11 protein-coding genes are annotated in these 15,285 nt (G+C 41.7%); 3 read left to right on the forward strand and 8 right to left on the reverse strand.

Features of this window, described 5'->3' with window-relative positions; all coding sequences use genetic code 11:
• Positions 1–224 precede the first annotated feature (224 nt).
• Together AACT52_RS33155 and AACT52_RS33160 are read left to right on the forward strand one after the other, a co-directional pair.
• A complete protein-coding gene (locus tag AACT52_RS33155; protein WP_073634859.1) occupies positions 225–1,271 on the forward strand; it encodes a zinc-dependent dehydrogenase in 1,047 nt (348 codons plus the stop codon).
• A gap of 105 nt (positions 1,272–1,376) precedes the next feature.
• Complete coding sequence (locus AACT52_RS33160) at positions 1,377–2,648, forward strand: inorganic phosphate transporter (protein WP_073634897.1); 1,272 nt, start codon at positions 1,377–1,379, stop codon at positions 2,646–2,648.
• A 43-nt stretch (positions 2,649–2,691) separates the two neighbouring features.
• Here AACT52_RS33160 and AACT52_RS33165 read toward each other — a convergent pair whose 3' ends face one another.
• The 4 genes from AACT52_RS33165 to AACT52_RS33180 all read right to left on the reverse strand — a co-directional run bounded on the left by AACT52_RS33165 (position 2,692) and on the right by AACT52_RS33180 (position 7,908).
• A complete protein-coding gene (locus AACT52_RS33165; RefSeq protein WP_073634860.1) occupies positions 2,692–3,090 on the reverse strand; it encodes a helix-turn-helix domain-containing protein in 399 nt (132 codons plus the stop codon).
• On the reverse strand, positions 3,074–3,373 hold the full coding sequence (locus AACT52_RS33170) for a type II toxin-antitoxin system HigB family toxin (RefSeq protein WP_073634898.1): 300 nt from the start codon (positions 3,371–3,373) through the stop codon (positions 3,074–3,076). Before AACT52_RS33170 ends, AACT52_RS33165 begins: the two co-directional genes overlap by 17 nt.
• A gap of 331 nt (positions 3,374–3,704) precedes the next feature.
• Entirely contained in the window at positions 3,705–6,518 is a 2,814-nt protein-coding gene (locus AACT52_RS33175) for a tetratricopeptide repeat protein (RefSeq protein ID WP_073634899.1), read from the reverse strand.
• Between the two features lie 337 nt (positions 6,519–6,855).
• Positions 6,856–7,908: an Acg family FMN-binding oxidoreductase gene (locus AACT52_RS33180; RefSeq protein WP_073634861.1), complete on the reverse strand. Its 1,053-nt coding sequence runs from the start codon at positions 7,906–7,908 to the stop codon at positions 6,856–6,858.
• A gap of 294 nt (positions 7,909–8,202) precedes the next feature.
• On the opposite strand from AACT52_RS33180, the gene AACT52_RS33185 reads away from it, so the two are divergent.
• Positions 8,203–8,547, forward strand: a complete 345-nt coding sequence (locus AACT52_RS33185) for an antibiotic biosynthesis monooxygenase family protein (RefSeq protein WP_073634862.1) — start codon at positions 8,203–8,205, stop codon at positions 8,545–8,547.
• Between the two features lie 131 nt (positions 8,548–8,678).
• Here the strand turns inward: AACT52_RS33185 and AACT52_RS33190 are convergent, their stop codons facing one another.
• From AACT52_RS33190 to AACT52_RS33205, 4 genes are all read right to left on the reverse strand, one after another.
• Positions 8,679–9,770 carry an RNA-guided endonuclease InsQ/TnpB family protein gene (locus tag AACT52_RS33190; RefSeq protein ID WP_073634900.1) on the reverse strand — a complete coding sequence of 364 codons (1,092 nt, stop codon included), beginning with the start codon at positions 9,768–9,770 and terminating at the stop codon, positions 8,679–8,681.
• A 318-nt stretch (positions 9,771–10,088) separates the two neighbouring features.
• Positions 10,089–10,250: a rubredoxin gene (gene rd, locus AACT52_RS33195; protein WP_073634863.1), complete on the reverse strand. Its 162-nt coding sequence runs from the start codon at positions 10,248–10,250 to the stop codon at positions 10,089–10,091.
• Between the two features lie 130 nt (positions 10,251–10,380).
• On the reverse strand, positions 10,381–12,165 hold the full coding sequence (locus AACT52_RS33200) for a M61 family metallopeptidase (RefSeq protein ID WP_073634864.1): 1,785 nt from the start codon (positions 12,163–12,165) through the stop codon (positions 10,381–10,383).
• A gap of 947 nt (positions 12,166–13,112) precedes the next feature.
• Positions 13,113–14,288 carry a HetZ-related protein 2 gene (locus AACT52_RS33205; RefSeq protein ID WP_073634865.1) on the reverse strand — a complete coding sequence of 392 codons (1,176 nt, stop codon included), beginning with the start codon at positions 14,286–14,288 and terminating at the stop codon, positions 13,113–13,115.
• Positions 14,289–15,285: the final 997 nt, after the last annotated feature.

Genomic DNA, 15,285 nt, shown 5'->3' on the forward strand with positions numbered 1-15,285 from the left:
CTCAACACTGACCTGGGTACAGCTACAGTGTGAGCCTTCTTGCTGTTAAAGGTAAGAAAGATGGAGCTAATTTACAGCAATTTGTGAACAAAGTTATCTCAAGCATCAGTGATGACGTTGTTTAAATTGCAACAAACTATCAATACAGACTAAATTTCGTAGCAATTAGCATAAAGAACGCCCTAAGTGTTACATCTATTATCGTTGACCAGTGAGAATTCAACGTGAAAGCACAGGTATTTAGAGGCGTTAATCAACTTTCTTACGAGGATATCCCCGTACCCACCCTGGAACCCGATGAGGTGCTGGTACAGGTACAAGTCGTGGGGTTGTGTCAATCGGATATAAAAAAAATTCGTTATCCCCTGTATGAACCGCCGCGCATTTTTGGACATGAAACTGCTGGAACTATTTCAGCCGTGGGTTCTGAGGTAACAGGCTGGCAAGTTGGACAACGGGTGGCGGTGATGCACCACATCCCCTGTATGCGTTGCGCCTACTGCCTAAATGACAATTTTTCGATGTGTGATGTCTACAAAAACATTTCCACCACAGCAGGGTTTAATGCTAGCGGCGGTGGTTTTGCTCAATATGTCAAAGTTCCCGGTCATATTGTGCGTAATGGAGGATTGATTCCCATTCCTGATAATATAAGTTTTGAAGAAGCAAGTTTTGTAGAACCGACTAACTGCTGCCTCAAAGCAGTCAAAAAAGCCCAAATTGCCCCAGGTCAAACGGTTTTGGTTACTGGTGCTGGACCAATTGGGTTAATGTTTATCATGTTGGTGAAGTATTTCGGGGCGAAGGCGATCGCCACAGATTTACTTCCATCCCGCATCGAAAAAGCTTTGAATGTGGGCGCAGAAGCAGCATTTGATGCCCGTGACGCCAATTTACCCAAAAAAATTCAGGACTTGACAAATGGCATGGGTGTTGATACGACTCTGCTTGCTGTTCCAAGTGAGAAAGCTTTCTTTCAAGCCCTCGACTGTACCCGCAAAGGTGGCAAAATCCTGTTTTTCGCGGAGTTCCCCGATGAAGTGGAAATTCCGGTTAACCCGAATATTCTTTACCGTCGGGAGATTGATTTGATGGGCAGTTACAGCTCATCCTACCGCGTTCAAAGTCTAGCGGCTGATATTGTGTTTAATCGGCGCATTGATGTACAGGCGTTGATTAGCGATCGCTATCCATTACAAGATTTATCAGCAGCAGTGGAACAAGCGATCGCACCCACTCCAGAAACGTACAAAATTTTGATTTATCCCTAGTTATTACCTTGGAGAGTAGGGATTGTTAGTTGTGAGTTGTTAATTGTAGAGACGCGCTCTCATGAAAGCGTCTCTACTTCCCAAAACACCCAATCGGTAAACTCAATGCTTGTCATCTTAGTCGCAGTTCTCGCCTTTTATGTTGCTTGGAATCTTGGTGCAAACGATGTTGCTAACGCAATGGGAACTTCCGTGGGTTCCAAGGCTGTTACTTTAAAACAAGCACTGATAATTGCTGGGGTGTTAGAGTTTACGGGTGCAGTCCTGTTTGGACACGAGGTATCCCAAACCCTAGCGACGAAAATTGCCAATCCAGCTTTATTTGCCGATACACCGCAAATGCTAGTCACTGGAATGGTGGCGGTGCTGCTTTCTGGTGGTTTGTGGTTGCAAATTGCCACATCACGGGGTTTGCCTGTATCATCTTCCCATGCCGTTGTTGGTGCGATCGCCGGATTTAGCTGGGTTGCTTTGGGAGTGAGTGCGATTGATTGGTCATCAATTGGGCGAATCACTATAGGCTGGATTGTCACTCCATTTATAAGTGGCACAATTGCCGCTTTATTTTACAGTCAAATCAAGCGCTGGATTCTGGAGCAACCAAATCCACATACGCAGTTAGAGGAGTGGATTCCTTGGTTGAGTGCGCTTTTGCTGGGGGTATTTGGTGTCATTGTGTTACCATCACTGACTCAACCGATCACAGATTTTTTGATTTCGCAAGTTGGTTTAAAAATACCCGTTCATGATATTCCACTGGTGGGTGGTGCTGTAGCAGCAGTTGGACTGACTCTGTACAGCTGGCGACAGTTAGAAGACAAGGGGACAAAGGGAGATTCAATCCAAAATTCAAAATCTAAATTCCTGAACCCTGTTGAAGGGTTATTTGCTCGATTTCAATTGCTTAGTGCTTGTTTTGTTGCTTTTGCTCATGGTTCTAATGATGTGGGAAATGCGATCGCCCCTCTGGCTGCTATTGCTTACATCAATCGCACTGGCACGGTACCCACAGACGACATCAACATCCCCATCTGGATTTTAATACTTGGTGGTGCTGGAATTGTCTTTGGTTTAGGCATTTGGGGAAAAAAAGTCATCGCCACCATCGGCGAAAGTATTATTCCCCTGCAACCCAGTAGCGGATTTTGCGCGGAACTAGCAACTGCCACGACTATCCTACTTGCCTCTCGGTTGGGTTTACCCGTCTCCACCTCCCATGCTCTCGTCGGTGGTGTTGTTGGGATTGGATTGGTGCAAAACATGAAATCAATTCAATTCAAGACTCTCCAAGGAATTGCCGGCGCATGGCTGATTACAGTTCCCTTGAGTGCAGCCCTCAGCGCTGCTATCTTTACAGTGCTGAGGGCTGTATTTTGAGTACCGAAAAAGTTTGGAGTTGTGAGTAGTCGCTTATCCTTGACTAAATAAACAACCCAGAATCGACGTGAAAAAACTCAGCCAAAGCCTTAGCCTCTACCCTACCAATTTTTTGCTTACCCTTAATTATTTCAGAGACAACGCCACTCGACCCTAGAATTTCTACCAAATCAGCTTGTGTTAAATTCCGTGCTTCCATGAGATGAAGTAGCATAGAATGAGGTGTTGACTGCTCGATAGGATAATGCTCTTGTTCGTACTTTTCAATCAGAGCAATTAACAGATTGTACAAGGTTGATTCTTCCAATGTTCGGTTTGGTCGATGTGCTAACTCCTCAGCTAAGGCGATCGCTTGCTCGTTTTCTTCGTCATTCTTAATGACCTTGGGTTGATATTGAGCCAGTAAACTGCCATAAGTTTCAGAGTTAAAAGTAAGGGTCATTTTTCCATTTATCCTTATCGTATTCTGCGTGTGTCAAGATGAATTTGATAAAAATTGTTTGGTCAGAGTAAACAATATCTACAATCAGTCGATACTTGTTACCTTTAATATTAAAAATGGTGAAGTTACCTACTGCCTCAGCCGCTGGATAAAGTGCCTCAACCTCAGCAAGGTTAGCCCATGTTGCTTTGCTTGCAAGTTTGTACCAGTTGTTGAGGGCATCACAAGAGTCAGCATGAGCTTCACAGAATTCTCGTAGCTTTTTACGACTGATTATGTGGATTGACTCATTACAGCAGTTTTCACTTATTTAGACCACATTTTTTGGCGTTCTTCTTTGCGTCTTTGTGACTTTGCGCGACACAAAAAAGGTCTATTTACCTGAAAATAGCTGTAATCTATAGCAGTTTTATTTGATAGGTAAAAATTATCAACCGCCAAGACACCAAGAGCGCCAAGAAAAGAGAGAAGAGAGAATTTTACGAATGATTTAGGATTGCTATATTCCTACTTTAACCTCTCAAATCGAAAGCACGCAATGGCAGGTTGACTCATGTAGCAAATTGTGGTAATACACAGCAGTTATTACAACGTTGTACTACAAATCAGGCTGATTATTTTATTGCTTTAGAAGTTTTTTGTATACTACCATCTAACTTAAGGCTATCTTTTATCTTCTCCCCAGCAACAAATTGCCGGAAACGCTTATCGCTGGCAATTTCATCAAAATCGATGTCACTTGACGCCTCTTCTTTATAATTAGGATTAATCTCAACTGCCCGTTGCAGATTTTCCAGGGCTAACTCAACCTGTCTTTGCAGTGCATAACAGGCGGCTTTGTTATAGTAAGCACTGGCGTAGTCTGGTTTCATGCCCAAGGCTTTGTCAAAGCTTTCAATAGCTTCGTCATCGCGTCCCAGCCTAACTAAGGCGTAACCTCGGTTATTCCAAGCTTTGTAGGAGTCTGGCTTTAGTTTAATGGCTTTGTCAAAACAAACTATTGCGTCTTCGTATCGTTCCAATTCTTGCAAAGCAAGACCTCTATTGAACCATGCAACAGCATCATCAGGCTTAATTTGTGTCGCTTTCTTAAAAGAAGCAAAAGCTTCCTTGTGTCTTCGCAAATATCCGAATGCTACACCCAAGTCAACCCAAGCTTGATGGTAATCTGGCTTGATTTTCAAAGCTTGTTCGTAGGAGGCGATCGCCTCTTTATACTGTTTCAACCTTCCTAAAACCATACCTCGGTTCAACCAAGCAACAGCGTCTTTGGGGTGAATTTTCACTGCTTGGTTATAAGCAGCAAGTGCATCTTCATAGCGCTTTTGGGAGAAAAGAACATCTCCTTGTTTGAGATAATTATTAACTGTCGGCTCTTGCTGAGTCTCTGTATGTTCTCTAACCTCTGCTTGCTGTGGTACCTCCTGTATTTTTTCCTCTGCTTTAGGAGTAGCAGACTCTGGGATAGAGGCAGAAGCTGTAACCTCAGACAGTTGCTCAAGCATGATATTTTTTCTTTGTTGAGCATCCCTCTCCAATTCAGAAACTTGAGATACAAATTCTGATTCTAATTTTCTTAGCTTCTCAAGGATGTTATTTTTTCTTTGTTGAGCATTCAACTGTAATTCCGAGAATTGAGATGTAAACTCAGCGCCCGATTTCTCTAAATTTTCTATAATTCTTTCTTTTCGTTGTTGAGCTTCAACTTCTAATTGAGACAGGAGAGATGCAAATTCTAAGCGCCATTGCTCCATGTTTTCACGAATCTTGTCTTTTTGCTGCTCAGTATCTGACTGCAATCCTGAAACTTGATCTGTAAACTCGGAACTGGATTTTTCTAAATTTTCCAGTGCCACATTTTTTTCTTGTTCTACACCTGACTGTAATTCCAAAAGTCGCGATGTAAACTCGGAGCGCAATTGCTCCATACTTTCCAGAATTTTGTTCTTTTGCTGCTCCGTCTTAGACTGCAATCCCGAAACTTGATCTGTAAACTCGGAACTGGATTTTTCTAAATTTTCCAGTGCCACATCTTTTTGTTGTTCTACACCAGACTGTAATTGAGACAGTCGCGATGTAAATTCGGAGCGCAATTGCTCCATACTTTCCAGAATTTTGTTCTTTTGCTGCTCCGTCTTAGACTGCAATCCTGAAACTTGAACTGTAAACTCGGAACTGGATTTTTCTAAATTTTCCAGTACCACATTTTTTTCTTGTTCTACATCAGACTGTAATTGAGACAGTCGTGATGTAAATTCGGAGCGCAATTGCTCCATACTTTCCAGAATTTTGTTCTTTTGCTGTTCAGTATCTGAGTGCAATCCCGAAACTTGAACTGTAAATTCCGAACTGGATTTTTCTAAATTTTCCAGTGCCACATCTTTTTGTTGTTCTACACTAGACTGTAATTGAGACAGTCGCGATGTAAATTCCAAGCGCAATTGCTCCATACTTTCCAGAATTTTGTTCTTTTGCTGCTCCGTCTTAGACTGCAATCCTGAAACTTGAACTGTAAACTCGGAACTGGATTTTTCTAAATTTTCCAGTGCCACATTTTTTTCTTGTTCTACACCTGACTGTAATTGAGACAGTCGCGATGTAAATTCCAAGCGCAATTGCTCCATACTTTCCAGAATTTTATTCTTTTGTTGCTGCGTCTGTGACTCTAATTCAGACAGGTGGGTGACAAACTCCGAACTCGATTTTTGTAAATTCTCAAGGGCAACATCCTTTTGCTGTTGAACACCCACTTGTAATTCCGACAGTTCTGATGCAACTTCTGTTTCTAATTTTCCTAAATTTTCAACAGTTATATTTTTTTGTTGTTGGGCTTGCAATTGTAAATCAGAAACTTGAGAGGCAAATTCAGATTCTAAAGTTTTTACCTCTTGTTTAGAGTTCTTGATTGCTGTTTCTAATTCTGCTAATATCTGCTCTTTTGACTGAGATATTTCAACTGGAAGTCTAGATAAATTTTCTTGTTCTATTTTGATTCTTTGTTGAAGTGCTTCTACTTCCTTGTCTAAGTCAGAAGTGATATTTTTCGTTTCTTGAATAAGCTTTTGTGCTTCTTGCTTAACACTGACTAGCTGTTTTTCTAATTCTTCCAGTCCCTGTAGCCGTTCCATTGCTCTATCAACTATCTCACGAATGGCAACCCGTCGCAGGAGCAATAAAGCAGCAATGACTGTGAGTGGAACTACAGTCACTATGGCTAGCCAGACATGAAACAAGATAGTTCTATTAACAGAGTCGCGATCTTCTTGTGTCAGTCGTGGGAGTTCTTGCCGATTTTGATTAGACAGCGCAGGCTGTGGGGAAGAAGGTGTTCTTTGCGCACTGGCAATACCAACGGACAGTAGCACGGGTGAAAAGACTATAGCGCTTCTCAACAATAAGGCGAAGATGACTTGATTCTTGCTCTTCATAAAGATGATCTCTATCCGTTGGTCGGTTTTGGAAGCAGCACAACACATATTTCCAATCTAGCAGTCCTGATTGGGTAATTGAGTTACGTTTGTTGAGAAAAAGATGCTAAGTGGCAATGTGTGGGACAGTACTAGTGCTTAGTATTACATAAAAGAGTGTCCAAAGGGATAAAATGAGCCGTATTTACAATATTTTTCCTAGACTAGAAAATAGTGTTCATAAGGAACAGAATAGCAAAGTCTTTTACAGAGTTTGCCCTGATAAATTGCAACTATTAGGTTGTCACGTTGTTAAGGAACAGTTGGTTATAATTCAGTAGTTTGATGGTTTTTGATATTACTCAGATAAAAGGACTTCACTGACTGCTCTTCGAGGTGTGGGTTTGACTTCAGAACCAAAACCAAGGCGTAGCAATATTTGGGGATAACCAGGTGTATTTAGAAGGGTTCGGAGTTTAGGACGCAGTTGTGCCACTTGTATAGGTTGATTTAAGTACGATGCAGAAACACCAACCGCCTGTCCAAGCAGCAGAACTCTCTCCAATGCCTGTCCAGCACTAAACCAGTGAGCGGGAGTGTCTTCATCGGTTCCTAAAACGGCAAGAATAGGTGATCCAATAGCTAATTCCCGGTCTTTTGCTGCTTGTCCTCTGCCTATGTCGAAGGTACGATTAATATGGGCAACAATGGGCGTGACAAAGTCCAGCAGTTGCCTGACACTTTGGGCATAAGCAGGCATACCATCACGAGTGAGGTTACGACTGGGGTGAATCCATGCAGCGAGTTCGCGACGAAAATGAGGGTTTGCCATTTGAATGCGATCGCCCTCTGCAATTAAATCAGCCACCGCATTGCGAAGGTCTTCGCCTTCAATTGTCGTAAGCCAAGCACCTTCCTGAATTGTAGATGTTCGCATAATAGAAAGCAGCGTTTCTGGAATATCCCAATTTTGGAAGGGTAACCTATTGGTGTGTCGCCTAGTAATTGTCGCGAACAGCAGATGTTCCTCTTCATTTTCCTCTCTGGGGTCGCCTAACCAGACATGAGCTAGCAAATCTGGATCGTCAGGGTTAGGAAAAGTTCTTACTGCATCCGTGTAGCCAAAGTGCCTAATTGCTAACCGTAAATTAAACAGTGCTGCACCGCAACTCATAGTCAATTCCCGGTCTTGGGGGTCACTGACAGCTAAAGCACGGGTTCTATCAGCATAAAGTTCGATAGTTTCGTGAGCGATTTTAAACAGCCAAGGCTGACTATTGTGTCCCGATGGAGCCAGGATTGCATAGTTTAATAAAAATTCTAGTTGTTCCGAAGGACTACCTAATTTAGGAAAGCCACTTTCTGAAATATTCCAAGGGCTGAATGAGTCGGATGTTAAGCTCTTTGACATATACTTCTATTATTAAATAGTCTATTTAAGATTTTTTTATTTTGAAATAAAATATGAGCAAAGAATTAGTAATTCGTAATAAAGCCAGTAATTACGAATTACTAATTACAAATTATGAATTTTAATTTTTAAAAATAACGTTAATATTTTTTTAATTTTTATTATAGCAATTTTTGATTGAATGCGATAATATGTAGGCTCGCCCTACGCCTCTACAATATGGTGTATTCCACACAAATGAAAGCGCCGCACAAAAGGGCAACAGCAAGGCATCAGTTGCAGTGAGAAGGTAAGATGATTTTAGAAGTTGCAATGCTTAATGTTCGCAGCCCAATGGAAAGCGAGTTTGAAGCCGCTTTCGCCAAAGCATCTGCGATCATTGCTTCCATGAGAGGATACATATCTCATGAACTCCACCGCTGCATCGAAGTGCCAAACCGTTATTTGCTTCTTGTCCGGTGGCAAACCTTAGAAGACCATACTACTGGGTTTCGTGGATCACCTGAATATGATCAATGGAAGCAGTTACTTCACCATTTCTATGACCCGTTTCCGACGGTTGAGCATTTTGAAGGAGTATTACGATACCACGACGATAGTACTCAGAACGCAGAACCCAGAGTTAAGAATTTACAATAGCTAACGAAACATCCGTTATATAATGCCTACCCAAAGTTACCCATTATTGGATATCTTTACCTTTGGGCTTCGATTAATTCCTGCTTCACTCTGGAGATGTCGGCATCAACCAGTCCACAGGCTCTCACCGACTAACTGTCGGATGCGTACAAACTTAAATTGATTGCAGCGTTCAAGTCACGGTCGATGACAAATCCGCAATGGTCGCACTCAAACACTCGCTGTTTCAAAGTGAGTGTTTCTTTTTTTGTTCCACAGTTAGAGCAAGTCTTGGAACTAGGGAACCATCTATCAACCACAACAAGTTTTGAACTATACAATTCACACTTGTAGGTTAGTTGACGCCGAAACTCATAAAATCCCATATCAGCTATGGTTTTAGCCAGTTTATGATTAGCTAACATTCCCGACACATTGAGGTCTTCAATCACTACTGTGCCGTGGTTCTTGGCAACCAATGTTGTTAACTTATGCAATGTGTCCTTACGAATGTTCGCTATCTTTCTGTGCAATCTAGCAATCTTTAATTGCGCTTTCTTCCAGTTAGCTGAACCGACAACTTTATGACGATTCAGCCATTGCATTCTGGATAACTTGGCTTCGTACTTTTTGTAAGACTTAGCTCCGTCTACCACAACACCCGTCGAAAGTGTCGCTAGTGTTTTTACTCCCAGGTCAACGCCGACAACGTCGCTGTTAGCGGATACAGCCGCCTCGACTTCAAACCTAAAACTGATAAACCATCTGTCAGCCTGCCTGCTGATTGTGCAAGATTTTGTTAATACCTGTGGTAATCGCTCATACGTTTTGAGAACACCAATTACAGGGACTTGAATCTTGTTGCTACCTTTTATTTTTAGTGAACCTTCAAGTGTAAAAAAGTCACGTTTACCTTTTTTCTTGAACTTTGGGACACCAGCAGTTTTATTGAAACAACGCTTCCATGATTCACGCAAAGCCATTAATGCTTGCTGTGGTGTGGATTTAGAGCATTCATAATACCATTCGTTTTCAGATTTCACTAATGCCACCAACCATTTATGCAAGTCGATGGCAGTAGGGAACTTGATTTTAGAGTCGGGATGGCGAGCGTTGTGGTCGAGAATCTGTTTTGTCAAATTCAATCCCCAATTCCAAGCATGGCGTGCTACACCACAATGCTTCATCAATGCTGTGCGTTGCGCCTTATTGAGTTTTAGCTCTGTTTTGAATCCAAGTAGCAAGGCAACTCCTTTATCCATTCTCTAAATGCTTGAGACATATTCCAGCCTTGTTTGTCTGCGTACGCTTGAAGCTTGTCTAATTCTTGCTGAGTAAGCAAAACCTTAAACCATCTATCTCGTTTAGGCATTTTATTCTTTCACTTTATGGTCTTAATATGACCAAGATTAGACCGTAAAACAAGTAGTGAAAGCCGAATAAAAATGTAAAGCTACCCAAAATTGAGTAGCTATGGGTAGCTTTGTCTAGAAATTAAGTTACAGTTTCATACCCCTAAATTTATTTATGGGGATGCATTCTGATTACTGAGCTCTTCTTAATTATTCTTTGGGTTGAAATTGGTCTTTTTGGGCACCACATACAGGACACACCCAGTCGTCTGGTATGTTTTCAAAGGGTGTCCCTGGTTCTATTCCCCCATCTGGATCGCCCACTTCTGGGTCATATTCGTAGCTGCAGACGTTGCATATATATTTTTCCATCGTTGCCCTCCGTTGATGAAGTGTCTGCCTTGCCTCAATCTTACCTGTATACGGCTTTAATTCGTAATTCGTAATTCGTAATTCGTAATTTAATTGGTTATACGAATTACGAATTATCAATGACGAATTGTTAGCGTAGAGTTGTTAAAGGCACACCTAACCATCCAGCAAAGTTTTCTTTTTGTGCAGCAGAAGGCTTTTCTACTGGTTTAATTTGATACTTTGTCAACCGTGGGGAAGCCAGGGTGACGTTGAGAGTGCACAGTTCGTCTTGATGGAAAATTGTCACTTGAATGATGTCCTTGGGTTGGTAATCTTTGAGGCGATCGCCTAACCCATTCGCGGCTAACCGCAAACCATCAATAGCCAGCAATTCATCTCCTGGATCAATTCCGGCGAATTGTGCGGGTGAACCTGCTTCAACAAACTTAATGATCTCGCGTCCATTCTCACTATGAACCTTGACACCTAAGTAAGGTTCTTCCTCTTTTTCCGCCACCAATTGCAAGCCAAATGGTTCCAGATATTCGTTGAGAGGCAAATCTTCAGTCCCATCAATATAGCGTTTGAAGAAATCACTCAAATTCACACCAGCAATCAACTCAATCACTTCCTGCAACTGTTCTGGGGTGTAACCAATTTCATCTTTGCCAAATTGATGCCACATTGTCACCATGACATCGTCAAGCGATCGCTGATTTTTGTGTTGCGAACGAATCAGCAAATCTAGCAACAACGACACGACTTCGCCTTTTAAATAGTAGGAAATTTGGCTATTGCCGCTATTGGCATCCTGACGATACAGTTTAATCCAGGCATCAAAACTCGACTCCGAAAGCGGTTGTACCTTCCGTCCTGGAGTCGTTTCATAGCGACTAATGTCTTTACTCAAATTATTCAAGAATGACTTCGCGTCATAAATTCCCGCCCGCCAGGGAATCAGCAAATCGTAGTAACTTGTCGTCCCCTCACAAAACCACAGTGATGATGTATAGTTTTCTTGGTCGTAATCAAAAACTTCAAACGCTTTGGGGCGAAGACGCTTAACGTTCCATAAGTGAAAGAATTCGTGTGCGACCAATTGCAAGAAGCGGTCGTACTTTTCGCGATCGCGAAAACCATACCGCTGATAGATGAGCGAGCAGCAGTCTTTATGCTCCAAACCACCATAAGCCTGAGCAAATAAATGCAACAGAAACACATATCGTTGATATGGCAACCCACCAAACATTCGTGCTTCTACTTCGATAATTTTCTTAATATCAGCAATCATCTGCTGCACTTGGTAATTGCCTTTTCCCCAAATTGCCAGTTCATGGGGTTTGCCCAAGACCTCGAAGTGATGTAACTGGTGGATACCAATTTCAAAGGGACTATCTACAAGGGTGTCAAAATCTGAAGCACAAAAAGTGTTTGCCTTGTGTGGAACTGGTGGTAATGCTGTAGTGATCTGCCATTCTGGGTGTGGCGGTACAACAGTTACCTGAACTGATTGCTCCTCCCAGCCAGGTATTCTAAAAAACAGTGCCGCACCATTAAAATAGCCGTGGCTAGAGTCCAAGTGATTTGTTCGCACTGATAGCTCATTGGCAAATATGCGGTAATGTATAGTTATCTCTGAAACATCTTTTGTTTCTACCTGCCAGTGATTTTTACTGATTTTCTGCCAAGACAAAGGCTTGTCGTTAGTAAAAGCAGCAAAATATTGTAAGTGCCTAGCATATTCTCGCACTAGGTAGGACCCTGGTGTCCACACCGGCAATTTCAAATCTAAAATCGGCGATAGGTAGCCCACCAGACGCAACGTCACTTCAAATAAGTGGGTTTCTGGCTTGGGCATTGCCACCTGATAGTGAATCGTCGGCGCGGTTTGCTTGCTGTAAGTGTTAGTGCGAGGTGCAGTTGCTTCAGTCATCTTTGGTTGTAAGTAAGAATTCTGAGTTATGAATTATTAGTTAATAGTTAATAGTTAATAGACAATAGTCAATAGTTGCAAGTCATAAAGCTAGCTTACTGCTTTTTTCTCAGCACTTAACACTTATTTATACTTTACCAGCTAAATGGAGCAACTGTTTGAAATTGATCCGATAAACTACTTGATTGGGAGTGTCTTTTTTTTATCCAACGGTTTTCGTACAGCTTTTCCATAATTTTAGTGGTTTCTAAGGGCGCTGATTTGTCTCACGTTTGCACTCATCTCTAAAGGGTATCTTATGTATTTCCCTAACATTCTGCGAGGCTTGATCGCAGCTTTCTCCTAAACTAACAAGGGTAGTAACAAGGGTAGTAACAAGCGTGTGAGCAAGTTTCGCTTCAAACCTCTATCTGTATGTTTTGCATCAAAATTTTACAAAAAATTGAGTCACGAACTGGAAAGAATAATAATTTGCTACTATACGTTTTTCCAACCGTAATCTTTGACAGAGTACAATATCAAACCTTGCACCTACTGAGCTACCAGCTTTTAGGTAAATCTATGTAGGTTTCCATTACAACATAATCTCTCGGAAATTGAAATCAGCGGTTTCACTGAGATATAGCAGTTCTGGCGTTGCCTACAAGACGGCTAGGGGCACAGCATTGCTGTGCCTCTACAATCCTGATTTGCACTTAATTGAAAAAGCCTATAATTGCAGCGACGAGAAATAAGTGTTCAGTCATTGTAGTCATACGCACAGAGGCAGATCGCTTCAATAGGTAAATAAAAGTTAAAAAAACTACAAATAATTAGGAGATTGTTTAGGAATTGGAAATGGGTAATCGTTGGTCAATAGTCAAGAGCCTATAGTTTTGTAGCTAAAAGCTAGTAGACTATGAACTTAAAATCTTAGACCAATTACCAATTTCCTTTTCAGAAGTCCCTCAGTCTTCACTTCTCAAACCTTGGGCGACCAGGTAGACTTTAGTCCATTCACCCATTGCCTGATGGGATTTGAGTTTTAACTGAGAAGCTGTGTCTTCTATGGAATGACCAGCTTTACGCAACTCCAAGACAGAGCGCTGCAAGGGAGTTAATTGTTCATGCAATTGCTGCCACTGCTTTGGCGTCAGTCCTAAGTTGTGTTCTTTCAAGGAAATTGACAGCCAGCTATCCACCAGTTCTGGTTTACCTTTAAGGGCAAACACGCGTACAGCGTGGTAACTGATTTTTTCTCGCAGTCGGTATACATCCTTGATTGGCTTATTTAATTTTCTGGCAATCTCATCTTGAGGCTTTCCTTGCAGGTAAAGTCGCAGCCACTCTACAGCTTCTTGCCCAAGATTTTCTTGTAAATAATCCTCAAATTCCTGCTTAACTGTTTGACGCAGTGCAAGTTGTTCTTCGAGCTGTTGTGCTTCTTGATATTCGGCTATTGCCTGAGTATCGACCAAGTTGACTCGATTGTCGCTGTCATCTGTGAGAATTTCCTCAGAGACAAGTCTGACTAAGTCATTGGTTGGCACTTGGGTTAAGCCACCACGTTGAGTTCTCCTCAGATAATTTACAAAACGATACACCAACAGTGGTTGATTGCGTATTGGTCGCAAACAATATTCTTCTACACTGGCAAACAGCAGAGCATTCTTTAACCGATCATCAGTTGTAGCTTCTGTAATGTCAGCCATTTGCTGTTGTATGTAGTTATCACTTTGGAGTAGTTCTTGGATCACTTCTTGCAGCACATCCAGCACTGTCCGGGAGCGATCGCGACTCAGCGAGATCCAAGTCTGAATCTTATGGCGTAATGTCACCAAACTCCCCAACCGAGTGATCAGGTTGCGGTAAGCACGTTCTCTGCCAATTCCTAAGTAGCGCTGACGCAAAATTTTGTAGCGGTACTCCATTGCTTGTTTGGCGATATCCAGTTCCTTTGCGTTAAGTGTCTCATACCGAGCTAAGTCACTTCCCAAAAGCCATTTGACTATACTTTGGCGATTGGCAACACTTTGTTCTGGACATTCCATAGCCAGCAGCTTTTGCCAATATTGCGCCAGTTTTTCCGCCTCCAAAACCATAGTGAGATTGCGCTCCTCGAAACCCTGTTTTAAAGTTTGCATCACAACCCCCTTTTATTCCTGTTTATTTTTTCATTAACAACTACACCTAATTTAATGATGTCCATGATGACATTTGATGTGTTTCCACTTTTATTACGTTTTGACTGACTAGATTTATGCAGGAAGTTCTAAGTTTTGATGCATCCACACAATCAAAGAACTACGGAAAATGAACCTTTGTGAGCTATTCTCGCCACTTTCCCTAAATTTAAACTTTTGTAAACTAGGAGATGTTGTGTTAACGAGGGCAAAAGCAATTTCCCTTGAATGTACGAGGATGCTAGGTATTCTGATGAGGGGTTAGGAAAAACTAACATTTTGCACCTGATACCTGCTGGCTAATTTGATTCACCTGTTTCGACGTTGTTTTGCCAATCTATGTTTCACCTTCTATTCCCTATCGGAAGTATACAGTCTTGCCATTTTTGATACTAATACTTAAGCGCTAATGTGTATTTATGATAACTTCAAGCCAGAAGAGGGCTTGCTCCTTGAAAAAAATTTTATTATATGCATTATCCCTTACCCGATTTGCTGAAGGTCAGTTCAGCTTGGAAGCTAACCTTTGTCTATTCTTAAATAGATATAAGCAAAATCAACTTATGCAGTTTTGGGATGGAAAAGCGAAAGAATGCCTACAAATCTCTCACAGACTGAACTAACACCTCAGCCAACAAAGAAACCGTCTTGAGCAGTATCATTTCCACCAGACAACGAGCGATTTGTAAAGTGCTTAAATCCTAGGGGTATAGCATTTCGATGTTCAAACGCGGAGCGGATTTTATTCTATAGGTTTTTACCCGCTTCTATCCGCGTTGGGAATACTGGGATTTTAAAAGACTTACTAGTCGTTCGCCAGGCAACAATTGACGAATCAGGAGTTGTTGTCAATCAGGAGTTTGGTAAACCACTTGTAGAAGTTTCACAAATCCATCATCATTTCATCACATCAAACAAAATGGTATTGGTGAAAAATAAGAAAAAGCAATAGCTTTTA

It is taken from the genome of Scytonema sp. HK-05, from assembly GCF_963872035.1.
Classification (GTDB): Bacteria; Cyanobacteriota; Cyanobacteriia; order Cyanobacteriales; family Nostocaceae; genus Kalymmatonema.